The organism is Staphylococcus sp. 231237_7MaSpsaltlick (assembly GCF_043107035.1).
The window spans coordinates 255,054-273,465 of sequence record NZ_JBICNX010000003.1; the positions used below are offsets into that span (position 1 = coordinate 255,054).

The 18,412-nt window shown below is 32.8% G+C and carries 20 protein-coding genes; 8 read left to right on the plus strand and 12 right to left on the minus strand.

All coding sequences use genetic code 11. From position 1 onward, the window contains the following. The 5 genes from pfkB to norA form a co-directional block, all read right to left on the minus strand. Positions 1-924 carry a 1-phosphofructokinase gene (gene pfkB / locus ACF91D_RS07300; RefSeq protein ID WP_107527388.1) on the minus strand — a complete coding sequence of 308 codons (924 nt, stop codon included), beginning with the start codon at positions 922-924 and terminating at the stop codon, positions 1-3. After that, on the minus strand, positions 921-1,682 hold the full coding sequence (locus tag ACF91D_RS07305) for a DeoR/GlpR family DNA-binding transcription regulator (RefSeq protein WP_229366984.1): 762 nt from the start codon (positions 1,680-1,682) through the stop codon (positions 921-923). Before ACF91D_RS07305 ends, pfkB begins: the two co-directional genes overlap by 4 nt. A gap of 217 nt (positions 1,683-1,899) precedes the next feature. Continuing rightward, positions 1,900-2,355 (minus strand): Cys-tRNA(Pro) deacylase, encoded by a 456-nt coding sequence (gene ybaK / locus ACF91D_RS07310; RefSeq protein ID WP_107527389.1) that lies wholly within the window; start codon positions 2,353-2,355, stop codon positions 1,900-1,902. Positions 2,356-2,557: 202 nt separating this feature from the next. Next, a complete protein-coding gene (locus tag ACF91D_RS07315; protein ID WP_319633835.1) occupies positions 2,558-3,334 on the minus strand; it encodes a hypothetical protein in 777 nt (258 codons plus the stop codon). A gap of 366 nt (positions 3,335-3,700) precedes the next feature. Next, on the minus strand, positions 3,701-4,861 hold the full coding sequence (gene norA / locus ACF91D_RS07320; RefSeq protein WP_042738170.1) for a multidrug efflux MFS transporter NorA: 1,161 nt from the start codon (positions 4,859-4,861) through the stop codon (positions 3,701-3,703). A gap of 322 nt (positions 4,862-5,183) precedes the next feature. Here norA and ACF91D_RS07325 point away from each other — a divergent pair, with 322 nt between their 5' ends. The 3 genes from ACF91D_RS07325 (at position 5,184) to ACF91D_RS07335 (ending at position 6,957) form a co-directional block, all read left to right on the plus strand. After that, positions 5,184-5,603, plus strand: a complete 420-nt coding sequence (locus ACF91D_RS07325; protein WP_042738169.1) for a PPC domain-containing DNA-binding protein — start codon at positions 5,184-5,186, stop codon at positions 5,601-5,603. A 464-nt stretch (positions 5,604-6,067) separates the two neighbouring features. Continuing rightward, positions 6,068-6,685, plus strand: a complete 618-nt coding sequence (locus tag ACF91D_RS07330; RefSeq protein ID WP_042738168.1) for a DUF1361 domain-containing protein — start codon at positions 6,068-6,070, stop codon at positions 6,683-6,685. After that, entirely contained in the window at positions 6,682-6,957 is a 276-nt protein-coding gene (locus ACF91D_RS07335; RefSeq protein ID WP_042738167.1) for a hypothetical protein, read from the plus strand. Before ACF91D_RS07330 ends, ACF91D_RS07335 begins: the two co-directional genes overlap by 4 nt. 218 nt (positions 6,958-7,175) lie before the next feature. Here the strand turns inward: ACF91D_RS07335 and mdh are convergent, their stop codons facing one another. The 5 genes from mdh to ACF91D_RS07360 form a co-directional block, all read right to left on the minus strand. Continuing rightward, positions 7,176-8,114: a malate dehydrogenase gene (mdh, locus tag ACF91D_RS07340; protein WP_042738166.1), complete on the minus strand. Its 939-nt coding sequence runs from the start codon at positions 8,112-8,114 to the stop codon at positions 7,176-7,178. 111 nt (positions 8,115-8,225) lie between these two features. Continuing rightward, complete coding sequence (locus ACF91D_RS07345) at positions 8,226-8,837, minus strand: DedA family protein (RefSeq protein WP_042738165.1); 612 nt, start codon at positions 8,835-8,837, stop codon at positions 8,226-8,228. A gap of 76 nt (positions 8,838-8,913) precedes the next feature. Next, positions 8,914-9,213 carry a hypothetical protein gene (locus ACF91D_RS07350; RefSeq protein WP_042738164.1) on the minus strand — a complete coding sequence of 100 codons (300 nt, stop codon included), beginning with the start codon at positions 9,211-9,213 and terminating at the stop codon, positions 8,914-8,916. 25 nt (positions 9,214-9,238) lie between these two features. Continuing rightward, positions 9,239-10,147 (minus strand): aldo/keto reductase, encoded by a 909-nt coding sequence (locus tag ACF91D_RS07355; RefSeq protein WP_107527767.1) that lies wholly within the window; start codon positions 10,145-10,147, stop codon positions 9,239-9,241. Positions 10,148-10,174: 27 nt separating this feature from the next. After that, entirely contained in the window at positions 10,175-11,107 is a 933-nt protein-coding gene (locus ACF91D_RS07360; protein WP_107527766.1) for a CobW family GTP-binding protein, read from the minus strand. A gap of 222 nt (positions 11,108-11,329) precedes the next feature. Here ACF91D_RS07360 and mgrA point away from each other — a divergent pair, with 222 nt between their 5' ends. Then, positions 11,330-11,773, plus strand: a complete 444-nt coding sequence (gene mgrA / locus ACF91D_RS07365) for a global transcriptional regulator MgrA (protein WP_042738161.1) — start codon at positions 11,330-11,332, stop codon at positions 11,771-11,773. 87 nt (positions 11,774-11,860) lie between these two features. Here the strand turns inward: mgrA and cydC are convergent, their stop codons facing one another. After that, positions 11,861-13,534, minus strand: coding sequence for a thiol reductant ABC exporter subunit CydC (gene cydC / locus ACF91D_RS07370; RefSeq protein WP_107527765.1), 1,674 nt, complete (start codon positions 13,532-13,534; stop codon positions 11,861-11,863). Next, positions 13,531-15,162: an ABC transporter ATP-binding protein/permease gene (locus tag ACF91D_RS07375; protein WP_107527764.1), complete on the minus strand. Its 1,632-nt coding sequence runs from the start codon at positions 15,160-15,162 to the stop codon at positions 13,531-13,533. Before ACF91D_RS07375 ends, cydC begins: the two co-directional genes overlap by 4 nt. Before the next feature lie 278 nt (positions 15,163-15,440). Between ACF91D_RS07375 and ACF91D_RS07380 the strand changes: the two genes are divergently transcribed. From ACF91D_RS07380 to ACF91D_RS07395, 4 genes are all read left to right on the plus strand, one after another. Further along, positions 15,441-16,316: an undecaprenyl-diphosphate phosphatase gene (locus ACF91D_RS07380; protein WP_042738158.1), complete on the plus strand. Its 876-nt coding sequence runs from the start codon at positions 15,441-15,443 to the stop codon at positions 16,314-16,316. Positions 16,317-16,519: 203 nt separating this feature from the next. Next, positions 16,520-17,221 carry a hypothetical protein gene (locus tag ACF91D_RS07385; RefSeq protein ID WP_107513196.1) on the plus strand — a complete coding sequence of 234 codons (702 nt, stop codon included), beginning with the start codon at positions 16,520-16,522 and terminating at the stop codon, positions 17,219-17,221. Between the two features lie 4 nt (positions 17,222-17,225). Beyond that, positions 17,226-17,675, plus strand: coding sequence for a YaiI/YqxD family protein (locus ACF91D_RS07390; protein WP_107527740.1), 450 nt, complete (start codon positions 17,226-17,228; stop codon positions 17,673-17,675). Between the two features lie 18 nt (positions 17,676-17,693). Continuing rightward, positions 17,694-18,260, plus strand: coding sequence for an LOG family protein (locus tag ACF91D_RS07395; RefSeq protein WP_107527739.1), 567 nt, complete (start codon positions 17,694-17,696; stop codon positions 18,258-18,260). Positions 18,261-18,412: the final 152 nt, after the last annotated feature.

Genomic DNA, 18,412 nt, shown 5'->3' on the forward strand with positions numbered 1-18,412 from the left:
TTATACACTCCCATCTAGTGTCTTAATTTCAACTTGTGACTGGATGTCTGATATAGCATCACGCGTCGCCAAATCTTCGCTAAACGCTGTTGCAGTCCCTGCTGATACTGCTTGTTTAAATGCTTCTCCCACAGATAATCCATTTTCTAAACCGGCAACCATACCTGCCACTGTGCTATCACCTGAACCAACAGTATTAATAACTTGGCCATTTGGGACAATAGCTTTAAAGCTTTGTTTGCGATCAACATAAATCGCTCCATCTCCACCAAGTGAAATAATGACTGACACTGCACCCTTATTTAAAATTTCATGTGCATACTTAATCACTTGTTGATCAGTTGTAATCTTTGTATTAAACATAACCTCTAATTCATCTTTGTTTGGCTTGATAAATAGCGGATTATACTTCAACACACTTTCTACTAAATCTTTCTCAGCATCTACTACAAGCTTTGCACCCGTTTCACTAGTAATCTTGGCAATTTGTTCATAAGCATCCGCTGGTACACTTTTCGGAATGCTACCCGCAACGATAACTGTGTCTTGGGGAGTTGTTGATTCTATTTGCTGTAATAAATCTGAAAATTGAGTCTCTGTAATAGTAGGTCCTGGTGCATTAATTTCTGTTTCTTTCCCAGTCTTTAATTTCACATTGATTCTGGTATCCTCGTCTACCTTTACAAAATGAGTTGCAATATCTGCTTGCTCTAATGTATCTTCGATAAACTGTCCAGGAAATCCTCCTGCAAAGCCTAATGCTGTTGACGAAACGTCTAAAGTCTTTAATACTCTTGATACATTAATTCCCTTTCCTCCTGCAAATTTATATGTTTCTGTAGCACGGTTTAAACCATCTAGTTCGAAACCTTGTGCAAACATTATATAATCGATAGAAGGGTTAAAAGTTACTGTGTAAATCATAATGTTCCCCCGATAAAATTGTATTTTTCTGAAAAATATTGAAACGTCGTACCTTCTATTGCTTTCTTAGATGTAACTAATGTCACTTCATCAGAGAGTGGCACATGTGCAAAATACACTTTGTTAAATTTTGAATGGTCTACTAACACAAAATTTCGTGTTGCTAAGCCCATCGCTTTATTCTTAATAATGGCTTCTTGGTCATCTGGAGTCGTCAATCCATATTTCAAATCAATACCATTCATACCGAGAAATGCCTTATCAAAGCGATAACGATCCAGTGTTTCAACCGCGCTAACTCCGACAGTTGCAAATGTCGTAGATTTCACTTCTCCACCAATAATCAATGTACGTATACCTTGCTTTAACAGCTCTTCAACATGGGTTAAACCATTTGTCACAACAATAATATCTTGCGCCTGTATATACGGAATCATTTCCAGTGTTGTCGAACCAGCATCTAAATAGATACAATCATTATCTTCAATTTGCTGTGCTGCTAATCTTCCTATTTCTTGCTTTTCTCTATGGTTGGTACTGCGCTTATCTGCTAAATTAGGTTCTAATAGAGATGATTGGTTGAGTGTTGCGCCACCATGAACTCTTTTCAGTTTACCTAGTTGCTGAAGTTTAGATAAATCTCTTCTAATTGTTGAAGCACTACATTCAGTTCTATCAATCAATTCCTGTAACGTTAGAAAGTCTTTTTTTGACAGTTCAGTCAAAATTAACTCATGGCGCTTTTCCGTAATCATCATTTCACCTCATCTCAAAGATATTATAATGTTTCCGCTTTCTTTTTTCAATCACATTTTATCAAAAACAATCAAAAACAATCATTATTTCTGAAATTTTTCAACTTTTTGTCACTTTTTGCCCATCCATTTCGAAAACAACAAAAAAAGATGCACAAACGATCAAATACTTTACTCGTTTATACATCTCTGTAACTTCATTGTATATAATGTTAATCAGCTAACTTTCAATAATTGAGGTAACTTGTGCTTTAGTTTGCGTTATTAAATCTGTTACTTTAATCTGAATTTGGGTACCTCTCTCACCACCACTTACATAAACAGTGTCTAATCGTTCAGACTGACTATCTATGACTGTTGGGAAAAGTTTTTTCATTCCTATTGGCGAACAACCACCTCGCACATAACCAGTCACCCGCTTCAAATCATCAAGTGGCATTAAATGAAGTTTCTTTTCCTTTACTGACTTTGCTGCTAGTTTCATGTTTAAAGTTGCATTAACAGGAATGATAAATACAAAATGCTCGTGTTGTGCATTTTCTAATACTAAGGTCTTAAATACCTCATCTACACTCACTCCGACGAGTTGCGCTACACGAGTACCGTCCATATGTGCTTCAGTAACAGGATAGTTGTTAACTTTATAGTCTATATGATTCCGATCAAGCATCCGCATTGCATTTGTTTTTTTGGATTTCACGTTAAATACACCTCATCTACTTCTCTTTAAATCAATTGTACGCCTCTTATTATGATTAAACTAGCTAATCGCTTACTTTACCTATTATAATTTATTTCAAAAATCAATAACGCTAAAAAAACTGACTATTAGACTACAATCAATTCATACGCGACTGTAGTATAGTCAGTTTCGATGTTTATTTTAGTGCAGGTTGTTGAATAACATCTCCCGCCTTAGTAATAACTACTCTGCATTCATTTTCTGTTTTAGAGTCTATGAATGTATAATACATGCCCTCTTTAGCTTCCTTAACTTGTTTAAGGCTCGCATTCGCACCTAAATGATCTGCTGCATACTTTTGGGCTATGACTTCAGATTCTTGTGGTGATATACATGGTGCATTTTGTGATGGGTTATCTGTAACTCGGTATGATTTATCAAAGATTTCTGCATTACTGTGGGTATTAACAGTGACTCTATAATATGATCCTGGATTCTTGTCATTTTTAAAGGTGAAAATATAATAGTATACACCTTGACAGGTACTATCTATACCATAATCATTATATTGGTTATTACTATGATTATCGTTATTCACCTTTTTTTGTGCAATAGCTAAGGCTTTACTAAATTCAGGTAAATTAGCTTTGCCAACTGCATTATTTTCTAAGTTATGTGTAGAATTCTGTGCAATCGGAACAAAATTCTTGGCGTTATGCGGCTTTTCGTTTTCATTCTTTTTCATTGATGCTTCAATAATTCCCTCATGTTTATCGTTCTGCGCTTTATCTTGTTTATGTGCTTGCTTTGATTTATCTTTAGCTTCAACCACACTTTCAACACCTGAATAACTTGAAATCTTTTCATGCACTTTAACTAATGCGTTTTGATGTGTTGCTAAAAATAACAACAAGACTAAGCACCCAGCTAATACCATCGCTGACAAAGCCAAAGTTATATTTTTCATACTCATTTATATAGATACCCACATTTCTTTTAACATTTCTCTACATATTAGCACATAAAATTAACAAAAAACTTATATAGACCACAATTTAAAACAAATGTAATATCTGTAACAATAGTATTACGCAATATGATTCAATTTAATACAATTGTCATGTTTACTTCACTCCACTAAATTCAATATTCAGCTATTGATATCCTCTATATCTGCAATGGTTTCTCATTTTACTCCCATATTAAAACAGTGTTTAAACAGCTATGAACTCATTGATTAATTGAACTAATAAAAAAGAGAATGATTAGAATTGAGTTATCCTAATCATCCTCTGCCTATAATTTAAATAGCATATTGTTTAATTGTTCATTTTTAGTTTTAAGCTTTATTAAACTTTTTTCTGATAGACTTTTCTACAAAAATCACAAAAATACCTAATAGCATAACCAATACTGCCATATATAATGGAAATTCATAGTTTACATCATACAGTCCTCCAGCTACAAGTGGACCAATAAAGTTCCCCATACTTGTAAACGTTGAGTTGAGACCACCAGCAAATCCTTGACGATCTGCTGCAATATTTGAAAAATAATTTGTAATTGCTGGACGTATCATGTCAAAACCAATAAATACAACAAAACTGATAATCATAATCGACCAATAGCTATGCACTAGAGTCAATCCAAGTAAAATTAACGCTGAATATATCAGTGCATATGTGATAAATGTCAATTCTTTAAAGTATTTCATGAATTTATCGAAGAAAAATACTTGGAAGATAGCACCAAAGATGCCTCCACCTGTAATTGCAAATGAAATATCTAATGGTGAATAATGTGCTTTATCAGCAGTATATAATGGGAACAATGTCTCAAATGCTGATAGACCAAATGCTAATACCAAAGTTAGAACAATAGGTGTTATAAACACTTTCCAATTAATTTTAGACAATAATTCTGGCTGATATTTTGTAAAACCATCTTGCGTTTCATTCTTAGGATTTTTAATTAATATCACAGATAATACTAAGGCTAAACAGCCACTACCACCTGCAACAAAGAATGGTAATCTGTGTGAGAATTCTGCTAAAAATCCACCTAACCCTGGTCCTAAAATAAATCCAGAGTTAATAATTGCAGACATATATCCAAAATTTTTGGCTTTGTCTTTTCCTGGTGAAATGTCGGCAATCATACCTGTTACACCAGGCATAACCATCCCTGCACTAAATCCACCTAATATTCTTGAAATAATTAGCAAACTAAATGAATGACTTACCGCAAATAAAAATTCAGATATCGCAAATAGTGCCAATCCAATACAAATGATTAACTTTTTACCAAGTTTATCTGCTAACGTCCCTCCAAAAGGCGATATGACCATTTGAGCAAGTGCAAATGCTGCTACTAGCACTCCAAGATCACTACCATTAAGCCCTAAGTCTTTAAGATAAACTGGTAGTACCGGTACAATTAACCCAATACCTAAAAAGACTAGAAAAATATTAAAATATAAAATTACAAATTGCTTATTCACATGGCTCCCTCCATTCTATTGCTTTGGATAGAGTAAGTACGATTTACATTTTCAAATTGAAGTTCACAGATGTTTAACCTATTTAACAAATAAAGACTATAATTTTTAATTAAGATAAAATTTTATTAACTCACATTTTTTAAACTATAAATACCTTATACCCTATTCCCTATATAATTGTCGCAAACATAATATTAGAACATTCTATAACATATAGACTATAAAACACAATAGAAGAATTTTATTTTTTACTGTAAATTATGAAATATGCGTTATTACCGTATATAATAATGGGTAAAGAGTGATAGGACGGTGATTGAGAATGGTATATCAAGAAGATAATAATACAATCGTACTTGTGTTAGAACAAGGAGAAGATATCGTAGAAGCAGTAACGGATATCGCTCGTGACAAAAATGGAAAATTTGGAACTGTGAGCGGTATTGGCGCTTGTTCTGAAGTCGAATTAAACTTCTATAATCTAGAAACTAAAACTTATGAGAAAAAATTGATACAAGAGCCTTTAGAATTAACAAGCTTATTAGGTAACATTTCACATATTGATGATCAACCGTTTGCACATTTACATGCGACGTTTGGCACGAACAAATATGAAACTTATAGTGGTCACTTATCGAAAGCGACTGTTTCTGCTACAGCAGAAATTGTTATCACAATGACAAATTTAGATATTAACCGAAAATTCAATGATGAAATAGGTCTTAACCTACTCAATCTATAGTAAAAAATCATATATCGATTAACTCAAGAGCTTATGACAAAGCGTATTGTTATGTACTTGATCATCGACAGTAATTATGTTGCTATTTAACTTGGAATTTAGCAGAACTATATACAGATTAATTACTGCACACGATTTTCTGAATACATTCAATACTATTGTCCTAGGCTCTTTCTTCTTTACATGAGATATTTGATACTGAGTGTTTTTAACACTTACACCACTTATACCACATATTTATATCACACAATCGATTGCACATTAACCTTAATTATATTTCAACATTAATACTGCAAAAAATTAGCAATTATTGATTTTTATTTTTACAACTTGTATTATGTATATTTGTATTTCAAAAATGTGGAACTACATTTTTTTATTATCTCTGGGAATTACGTGCAATACTCCCGAGGTTAAATATTTTAAACTTTATTATTTAATATAATTAAAAGGTAGGTGTGAATATGCGCGCACGTTATATTGCTAGAACTGTTTTTCTTATTTTAATGATTGTATCTATATTCTTTAATAGTTTTTATAAATTTATGACACTCAACTTATTTCTAGCCTATGTCCCATTTGAGCTTTGTTTGTTACTCAATTTATTTAAACCCAAATTTAAATTTGAATGGCCACTTTTTATTATTTTTTCACTTATTTTCTTATTGATGGTCCCAAACACATTGTATATGGTTACAGACCTAATACATTTAAATCAATTTTCATTTAATTTTTATCAAGGCTTGATACTAATTGAATGGGCGTATTTTACTTTTCTTGTATCAGCAGTCATATTTGCGCTATACCTCTTAACTATTATGTTTTTAGAAATGGAACGATTCACACATTACAAATGGTTAAATTATGTGCTGATTGTCATAATGATGTTCTTAAATGGATTCGGGATATTTATCGGTCGCTTTTTAAGATTACATTCCGTGTATCTGATTAATGAACCGATGCGAATATTTAAAGAGGTCGTATTACGCACTGATATAAATGCATTTGGTTTTATTCTACTATTAGTCGTGCTACAAGTCTTATTATTTTCATTCGCGAAAGGAGTGCGAGCTATCAAATGACGTTTAATATTATACTCCTAGTGATTGTATTAATTATCGCTCAACTTATCATTGGTCATTTGTTACATGATATTGGCTTTAGTTACAAAAAAAGTATTATCTTAATGTGCTTTCCCCTTGGTATTGGTCTATTTTATTTACAACTCTTCTACTATGAACGCCGATATCATAAATGGGATGTTCCAATACAAGCCAAGTTAAGACTAAAGTATATGTATATCTTAACCTTTTTCGAATATGTAGCAGTCTATATCTGTTTATTTAAAATGTAATAACATATATGAACTTCGTATTGTTTACGAGACACCTAAGGTCGTAGGGTGAGTGTCTAGAGCAAGGCTCGACCCATCCCAAAAGATAAGCAAGCAATAACAATACGGAATATTGATATAAATAACAAGCCCATCAAAGATTTTGTTCTTTGATGGGCTTAATGTTGGGTATTTATGTTCCAAACGCTTTATAAATAACTATTATTAATAGTAGTCTTTTATTTATTTGTTAATGATTGTTTTACTTCAGTCACCGAATCAGCTGAAATTTGCAATTGTTGTTGTTCATCTTCTGATAACTGTAACTCGACAACTTGTTCAATTCCATTTGCTCCTAAAATAGTTGGAACGCCTAAACAAATATCAGTAAAACCATATTCACCTTCTAATAGTGCAATACTTGGTAATAATCGCTTTTGATCCTTTAAAATTGCCGCAATCATACTATAAATTGCTGAAGCAGGTGCATAATATGCTGAACCATTGCCTAATAATTCAACAATTTCTGCTCCTCCCTTTCTAGTACGTTCAACAATTTTTTTAATTGTATCACTATCCAACATCTTACTTAAAGGGATGCCGTTGACATTTGTTGAATCTACTAAAGGTACCATTGTGTCACCATGACCACCTAAGACCAATCCTCTAATATCCTTTACAGATACATTAAGTGCCTCCGCAATAAATGTCTGATATCTTGCTGTATCTAAGATTCCAGATTGACCAATCACTCGTGATTTAGGGAACCCAGATGCCTTTATTACTGAATATGTCATCGCATCAACCGGATTAGTCAAGACAATGATTGTACAATCAGGTGAATATTTAACAATATTTGTTGTAACATCATGCATGACTGATTCATTTACTTGAACTAAGTCATCTCTACTCATTCCAGGCTTTCGTGGAACCCCTGCAGTAATTACCACGATATCAGAATCTGCAGTATCTGCATAATCGATAGAGCCTTTCACATCAACATCAAAGCCATAAACAGGACTACTTTCTAAAATGTCTAAAGCTTTACCTTTAACTTGACCTTCGTTGTGTGGTCGGTCAATCATTACAACATCTGCAAGTTCTTGCTGTGCGATAATGAACGCCAATGTTGCTCCTGTATTACCTGCTCCTATAATTGAAACCTTTCTATTTGCCATAATATCCCTTCAATCATTAATTTATTATCTTTATTATAACATCAGAAATAAATATATTGTCTCAGCACAAATAAAATAGTGATTCATTTTAGTTAACTAGGTTTATCAGCTTTACTTATTCTTTTTAGAACGTTTTAACCATTTCCAAATAACGAAAATGATTAGAATAGCTAAAATGATATAGATAATACGTGAATATATATCCATATAATGTACAATCGTATGCCAATTACCACCGACAGCTTGTCCTAAATAAATTAATACAATATTCCAAATCAGAGTACCTATCGTGGTAAAAATAATAAATAATGGCATGTTCATTCTTGTTAAGCCTGCTGGAATTGAAATCAAACTTCTTAATAATGGTACAAAACGACAGAAAAATATCGTCCAATAGCCATACTTTTCAAACCAACCAATTGTTTTATCTAAATCTTGGGTCTTTACACGTAATATTTTCCCATAGCGATTAACAAAACGATATAGATTTCGTTCACCTATCCAAGCGCCGATACCATATAATACAATAGCACCTAACACTGAGCCAATCGTTGATGTAATAGTAACGCCAAGAAAACTCAAATCAGATTTCGTAGTCATAAATCCACCAAAGGTTAATATAATTTCTGAAGGAATTGGTGGAAACACATTTTCTAAAAAGATTAGAAACGCGATTCCCCAATAACCAAATTTCTCCATAAAGTGTGTAATCCAGACTTCCATTCATTTCCCCCTATAATCGTATTATCTATTTTATGATTATAATTCCCTATTCTTAGCCTAGCTAAAATATAAAATATTATATTAAATTGTTTGCCGCTGCGTATAAATAAAGTGATAAACCGAATAATGTTAATGATAAGATGGTTAATATTAATGACAAAATTGTAGTTCGTTTATAATGTTTTATAAATGATACGAACAAAATGCCGCCATTATATAAGAAAAATAATCCAAATAATGTCATCATTATATTTATATCCGGAAAGCTTAGATTTAATATCGCAATAATTAATGCAAATGCTAAAAATGGAATATTAATAAAGTTACGTTCAAATTTAAGTTGCTTTCTGCGATGTGTTTCATTTTGGTTATTCATTACTTTTACTCCTCTTACAAATAAATTACGCTATGTCATGTCCTAAAGATGCCGTATAAATGTCGAACCATTCTTGATCCGTCAATGTTAATCCAAAGCCGTCTATTGCTTCATCTATTCTATTAATATTATGTGTACCTAATACTGGCATAATAGATGCAGGATGCTTATTTAACCAAGCCACAATAATACTATTTATAGATACATTATATTTTTCTGTTAATGGTGTTATGACAGTCATGATGCGTTGTGACCTTTCGTCTTTCGGATCAAACAATTTACCACCAGCCATAGGACTCCATGCCATTATTTTAACATCATCTTTAAACATATGGTTGATAATACCATCATCAAGCGCATCTAAGGTATATGGTGAAACCTCCAATTGATTGACAGTAATATGTAGTTTGTCGCAAACCAAACTACGATTTATTAAATCATATTGAGATTTGTTAAAGTTCGACACACCAAAGGACTTGACCTTACCTTCCGTAACTAACACCTTTAACGCGTCTGTAATTTCTTCAGGATCCATTAATGGTGATGGCCTATGGATGAGTAGTGAGTCTAAATATTCCACGTTCAGCTCTTGAAGAGAGCGTTCAACTGAACGTTTAATATGTTGACTACTGTGATCATAGCGATGACCATCTGCATTTGGTATGCGGTCTGTCGGCAAAACAATGCCACATTTCGACACTATTTCTAACTGTTCACGTAATTGCGGTGACAACTTTAACGCCTCTCCAAAGATACCTTCACAGCTATAATTGCCATAAATATCGGCATGATCCATTGTAGTGATTCCTCTATCATGCAATTCGTTAATATATCTATTTAATTCTTGCGCCGTCCAATTCCAGTCTTTCGCCCTCCAAAATCCTTGAATGAGTTTAGAGAAAGATACGTGTTGATTAATTTTAACTTTTTCCATAATTGCACCACACCTCTACCTTTTTAATTATGTGAATTGTAATCCGTCTAATTTATTGCGTAATCGATTGATGTCAAGTTGTTCGCCAATTAATACAATCTTTAATTCCATTGCCTCATCAATAACATGGTAATCTGGCAATCCATTTGCATATTGAAATTCATAAGTATCCATCGGTGCATCTCGAAACTTAACATATCCCTTTAATCTTAGAACATTATCAGGCAACCGTAAAATAAATTGATAAAATAGTTGTCTATCAATCGGACTAGTAAAGGTATAAACTAAACTATTAATACCATGATGATGTCCATATTTAACGCCAGTCATTGATGGTGTGGCAATATTTGCCTCATTAAGTAGATCCTCAATATCACATTCTGTATATGTTGTGTATGTAATTGCAGCATGAGGATTTAACTCTTTTAATACTTTTAAATTTTCTTTTGCTTCATTGTCAATTAAGTCCATTTTGTTAACAATAATTGCGTGACACACTTTTAACTGTTCTTCCATTAAATCTTTTGTATTATTTGTATACAACTTTCTTTTTAAAAATTGTGGCCCATCAACTAAGCCGATAACAGTAGGCACATCAGTATATTCAGCAATTTCTGGATCTTGACATGCAGCTATAATTTCTAAGGGATGGGCAATGCCAGTTGCTTCAATTATTATATGGTGCATTGCACTTTCGTTAATAAAATGTTTTAATTGTTTTATTAAATCTAGTTGCGAATCACAGCATACGCAACCATTTAATATAGATGCGACCTCTACTTGATTACCGAGCGCATAGCTATCAACATCTAAATTCCCGTATTCATTAACAATAACTTGTGGCTTTTCTTGGTTGTTTAATAGGTAACTTACATATTTATTTAAAAATGTAGTTTTCCCACTACCTAGAAACCCCGTTAAGATTGTGATAGAAATTTTTCGATTTTTAATATTTTTCAAAATTATCACTCATTTCCAATAAATGTTTGCATAAGAGTTTAAATACTTATATAATTAGGTCTTTATTTGATACAATATTAAAAGACTTCCGAATTTTTGTACAGGTTTTATTTTAGCATGGCAAAGCACAAAAGTATTCAGGAGGTAGTATCGCACAACATTAGACGGATTCAGTCCGATACAGAGAGAACAAAACGGATAGAATGTCTGGAGGAGAACTTTATGTCTGAAGAACTTAATTTAAAGGAACAACTTTGTTTCAGTTTGTATAATGCTCAAAGACAAGTAAATCGCTACTACTCAAACAATGTCTTTAAGAAATACAAACTTACTTACCCACAATTTTTAGTTTTAACAATTTTATGGTCTGAGTCACCCGTAAATGTTAAAAAGGTCGTAACAGAGTTGGCACTTGATACAGGTACTGTATCACCACTACTTAAAAGAATGGAACAGGTTGATTTAATTAAGCGTGAACGTTCTGAAGTAGACCAAAGAGAAGTATTTATTCACTTAACTGAGAAGAGCGAAGAAATTCGTCCTGAGTTAGACACTGCATGCCAAGACGTCGCTGTGGCATCGTCATTAAGCTCAGATGAGTCAGATGAATTAAATCGCCTTTTAAGCAAAGTAATTAATGCTTTTACAGAAGAAAAAGCAAAATAATTTTTTCTTAAGTTAAAGTCAAACAATCAAATTATAAATTTTGTAATATTGAGAGCTCAAACACAAACGTATTTGAGCCCTCTTTTTTTATTCACTTCCATTGATTTGTAACATTTGATATAAGTAACCTTTATTAGCTATCAGTGTATGATAATCTCCAGATTCTACAATATGACCTTCTATCATAACAATAATTTTATCGAAGTGTGGTAACAATCTTAAATCATGCGTAGCCACGATTAATGTTTCTGCCACTGTATGAATCTTTTCCATGATTGCATCTGTATGCGTAATATCTAATGCAGTCGTTGGTTCATCTAATATCCATAACGGAGCCTGTTTCAACAATAATCTTGCTAAGCCTAATCTCTGTATTTCTCCTCCAGATAAAGTGTTTCCACTTAATGTTATTTCTCTATCTAATTCAATATGTTGTAATCCTAAATCATTAAATACTTGTCGAATTGACTTATCATCTTTGTCCGTAAACAAATTTTCTCTGACAGTACCGTCAAATAATTGTTGAGCTTGTAATAATGCATTTATATATTGATATTTGGACTGATCTTCGACCTCAATTATGTCTTGTCCCTTTAGCTTCAGTTGTCCAGTCTCACTTTGATAAAGTCCTAGCATCAATTGTAGTAGCGTACTCTTACCAGAACCAGACGGTCCTATTACCGCTATTTGTTCACCTTCATGGATTGTTAAATTTATATTTTCCAGCACGTTTTGTGATTGATTCCAATATTTAAAAGCTACATTTTCAAGTTCGAGCAAAGGTTGTTGCTCAGACTGGTCTAACGCATGTGTACCTTGCTTAACTGGGTGTGCAATCACTTCATTTAAACTCGCTAGTGATTCATCCGTATCTGCTTTATAGTAGGCAACATTACTCATTGGTATCGCTTGTTCAAATAACGTTAACATCATTAAAACAATACTCGTCAAATACACGACATCTAATTCGTGGTGCTGAACTTGAAAGGCCCCCAAAGCTAAAGTTCCAAATAATGCGATCATGGAGACAATATTCAAACTATACTCATATAGCGTCAAGAAATTTTGCTCTCTCGCCTGAGCCTGTTTAAATGTAGTTAACTTTTGTAGTAATCCCGTTTTAAATTGGTCTACTTGGTTGAATCGCACGAGTTCTTCATAACCTTCTTTATAATCATAAAATGTACTGAGTAAGGCACTTTGTTCACGATCCACCTTTATTTTCAACTGACGGGCACGTTTACCACTTAACCATGGAATAACTAGTAATGTTAATAGCATACTTAAACATATGATTATTGCATGTATATAAGAAAAATAAATCATTACAATTCCAGCAACTATTGCTGTTATACCTATTACAACAGGCGGATAATACACTCTTAGATAGATATTTTGTAATGCTTCTACACGATCTACCATTTTTGAAATTAAATCACTTGAATTATATTTCCGATAAATATCTGGCACCACTGGAATCAATTTTTTGAAAAATTGAACTCTTACATTACGTAACATTGTAAATGTAGTCCGGTGTGACAATAAACGTTCAATATAACGCGCAATGGCACGTAAAAATCCAAACATTTTCACCGATACAATGAGTACCATTAATGCAAATAACGGTGCCCCCAGTGCACTTTGGGTAACCATATATCCACTTAAAAAGAACATTCCTAGCGCTACAAGACTACCTACCACACCTACGACGATTGAAAGTATTAAGTCTCTATCTGCTTTAAATTTAATATAGGGTTTCATCGTCTTTCACCATCCTTGTATGATTGAACAGGTTGCGTTGTGCGTTGTGATTGCACACAACCATTGTTCATCTCAATACATTTATTCGCATTTTTAATCGTATGGGCACGATGTGCAATAGTAATCATTGTTGTTTTCCGGAATGATGTGAGCAAGACCTCTTGAATAATATGTTCTGTCTTAACATCAAGTCCCGTCGCTGGCTCATCAAAGATCAATAAATCAGGTCTCAGTAATAAGATTCGTGCAAGTTCAATACGTCTCATTTGTCCACCTGACAACATTTCTCCACCTTCACCTATCACCGCATGAATACCATCTTTCAATGCTAGAACCTGTTGCTTAAGTCCTACATCATCTAACACTTTAATAATTGTCTCATCTGGTACATCATCAAACATAGCAATATTCTCTTTAATTGAGCTACTAAATATATAGGGTGATTGACTTAGAAAGCCAATCTTTAAATCTTTATATTTAAAAGAGACACTACCCTCTATTGGTCGAAATCGTTGAGCGATAACTTGTGCTAATGTTGATTTGCCTGCACCGCTTGATCCAACTAAAGCAATATTGTCACCTTCATTGATATCAAGATTAATGTTATTTAATGCATTTTGTGTCGCATCTTTGTATCGATAAGTAACATTACGTAATTGTACAAGTGGGATTTGATTGATATTGACGTTGTACTGTCTTTCCTCTGCTACAGTAGATTGATCAAGTAATTCAAACACTGCGTCACTGGCACCTTCACTTTGCTTTCCTGTATGGAAGGATTGACCTAAATCTTTGATTGCATTATAAAATTCAGGCGCTAAGATTATCGCTATCGCTGCTGTCTTAAAATCAATATTATGAAATAGAATAAGTCCTAAACCAGCCTCTAATGCAACTAAACCGATACCTAACATACTAATAAATTCCAACATTAAACCTGATAAAAAAGCACTTTTTAATATTTTCATAGTTAGATCTCTAAAAGTTGTACTCTCATTATATAATTCTTGTTCAGTTACTGATGTTTTATTAAACAGTTTTAATGTAATTAATCCCTTCACCTTATTCAAAAATTGTTGGCTAAATTGATTTAGATACATCATTTTATCTTTAGATTCATCCCGCGTTTTTAAACCGAAAATGATGTAAAACAAAGGAATAAATGGTGCGGTAACAATCATTATTAATGCAGTATTTAAATGGATAAAGCACATCGCCACAATAATAAAGATTGGAATCATCATAGATTTAAATACTTGTGGCAAATAACCATTAAAAAACGATGTTATTCCGTCGATATTTTGAGTTAATGTACTTAATTGTGCGCCAATTGGTGCTGCAGATTGTTTTGATATTAATTGTTGTCGCAGATCATATTTAACAACCTGAGCTAATCTATCACCCATGAGTTGATTTAATGTATTGAAGGTCGCTCTAGCTAATAATATAAATAATGTAATCGTGATTATGACGACGACATCTTGATTTGTTTTTAGCAGTAACCTATTCAATATTTCTGCGATTGAAACATTCTGTATTACAACCGTAATTGCTAATAAAATACTAAATGTAAACATTAGTATTGGATAAATTTTATATTGTAAAACCATATTTGTTAATCTTTTCACAAAATATCACCTGTCACATATTATAAACTTATTCTATGAAAGTTGAATTAATTCGCATTAAATTTTAGTGGAAAATTTATGGTGGTTTCATATTTCTGTCATATTTATATTTTTTAATATTAATAGTTAAAATACCCATCAATATATAGAATATTACTACAATTTAATCTTTCTCTTAAATTCACAGATATATGTGGTAAATCATATTTTTGTTATGCTATGATTAAAAAATGAACAGCACCATATTATTGAACAAAAAGACAGAAAGTAGGTAAAATATGTTAATACTTGAATTAATAAAAGGTATTATCTTAGGTATTGTAGAAGGCTTAACTGAATTTGCCCCTGTTTCATCTACAGGTCATATGATATTAATTGATGACATGTGGTTGAAATCAAGTGAGTTCCTCGGCTCTCAGTCCGCTTTCACTTTTAAAATTGTAATTCAACTCGGCTCTGTTTTTGCCGGTGCATGGGTATTCAGAGAACGTTATTTTGAAATGTTACACATTGGAAAATATAAATCAGAACCCATCGACGGTATTGGCCAAAAGCCTAAACGTTTGAATTTATTACATATCTTAGTAGGTATGATTCCTGCAGGTATTTTAGGCGTATTATTTGATGACGTAATTGAAAAATATTTATTTAGTGTTCCAACAGTTATGATTGGGTTGTTTATAGGTGCAATTTACATGATAGTTGCAGACATCTATAGCAAAAAAGTTACTAACCCTAAAACTGTAGACCAAATCAACTACTTCCAAGCCTTTGTCATTGGCTTATCACAAGCTGTAGCGATGTGGCCAGGTTTCAGTAGATCAGGGTCAACAATTTCAACTGGAGTATTAATGAAGATGAACCATAAAGCAGCCTCTGATTTTACATTTATTATGGCTGTCCCAGTTATGCTAGCAGCAAGTGCACTATCTTTAGTCAAAAATATGGAATATATTCACATCAGTGATATCGGATTCTATATTTTAGGTTTCTTAGCTGCATTTATTGTTGGTTTAATCGCAATTAAGACGTTCCTATTCTTAATTAGTAAAGTAAAGCTGATTCCATTTGCAATTTACCGAATTATTTTAGTTATTATCATTGCAATTCTTTACTTTGGTTTTGGTATTGGACAAGGCATCACAAATGCATAATTACAACATACTTTGAGATTGGACACATGCGTCACATGTGCCCAATCTTTTTTTGCACCAAGATAATATATCTCGAGAATTTAAATGTGTAGCGCGCTATTTATTTATTTTTAATAAGCCTTTTATAAAACTGTAATTACAGTTTATTTTCATGTATCATAGGGTAATATGAAGATAGTATAAATTAAATGGAGGCAACGAGTATGGACAAAAAACAATTAATCAAAACAATCATCACAGTAGCTCCTGTGTTTTTAGTACCTCTAATTGTTGAGCGAAAAAAAATAAAAGATCATCCAGATGTTAAAAAGGCTACAGATAAAACTGTAAGTGCTTCAAAAACAGTAGCAGGTAAATCAGTTCAATTTAAAGATGCAGTTGTTGATAAATCATCTACTGCAAAAGACTATGTCGTAGAGAAAAAACATGACAGAGATCAAAAACGTGAATTAAAGCGTATTGCTAAAGAACATGACCCTGCTTATATCGAGAAAAAAGGCGAGAAATTAGCTAAAGAAAATCGTAAAGAAGCTAGTAAAATGGATAAAATTTTACAAAAAAACATCGAAAAGCGTCATAAACAAGAAGATAAATTACGCGAAGAAAACAAAAAGCAACGTATTAAAGACATGAAAAAAGCCAACAAACATATGGAAAAAGTTGGTCTTACACCTGGAAAGCTTGACGCTACTACAGAGAAAAAAGGCGAGAAGTTAGAAAAAGATAACCGTAAAGATATCAATAAATTAGATAAAATTCTACAAAAAAATATTGATAAACGCCATAAACAAGAAGAAAAAGAACAAGAGCAGAATAAAAAAGCTAGATTAGCTGAATTTAAAAAATATAAAAACTACGTTGCAAAAAGTGTCGTAAAACAAAACAACGAAGAAAAAGGCAAATAATTTCATGACACGAGTCATAATAGATGGAGATGCTTGTCCTGTAACCAATTCAGTTATTGAATTGACCAAAGGGACAGGCATTTTTGTTATAATAGTACGTAGTTTTAGTCACTTTTCTACTGTAATACAGCCTGCTCATGTAGATACTAAATATGTTGATGATGGACCAGACGCCGTTGATTATCGTATTGTGCAACTCGCCAAATCAAATGACATTGTGATTACACAAGACTATGGTTTAGCCAGTTTACTAATCAACAAGGTACATACTGTACTCCACCACAAAGGATTTCGTTATGATACACAAAATATTAATACATTATTAGAACAGCGCCATGTCAGCGCACAGTTTCGAAAAAGTGGCGGTCGGACAAAAGGACCCGCTCCCTTTACAAATCAAGATATTAAAGTTTTTGAGTCAAAATTTATAACGTTAATTCAAGAATTGTTATAAACAAAGGAGGATATGAATATGAAACGCATTGCTGTTTATTGTGGTGCAAGTAAAGGAAACAATGAAACATATATGAAAGAAGCATATCAATTAGGTAAAAGTATGGCAGAACAAGGCTATGAACTTGTGTTTGGCGCTGGTTCTGTTGGTATTATGGGCACAATTCAAGATGGTGTGTTAGACCATGGTGGACGCGCCATCGGTGTTATGCCTAACATGTTAAATGAACGCGAAATCACTAGTCAAAAACTAACAGAACTTATACTAGTTGATTCAATGCATGAACGAAAGTATAAAATGGCAGAGCTTGCAGATGCCTTCGTTATGGCTCCAGGTGGTGCTGGATCATTAGAAGAGTTTTTCGAAATGTATAGTTGGGCACAAATAGGTATTCATGAAAAACCAATCGCAATTTATAATATCAATCATTTCTATGACCCATTAAATACTATGATTCATCATATGATTGATGAAGGTTTTATCGATGATAAATATAAATCACTGGCCCCATTGTGCGAAACGCCCGAACAGCTATTTGAAACAATTAATACCTACCAACCATTAGGTATTAGAACATATGACTAATCGTCACTATCATTAAAACGTATTATATTTACTTTCATCTTTGTTAGTTGCTTACCAAAGCACTCTGTTCCATCCTAAAGTAATAGATTTTCATATACAATAAAAATGCTATTCTTCTCTACGTTATGAGAGGAATAGCATTTTTTATTACA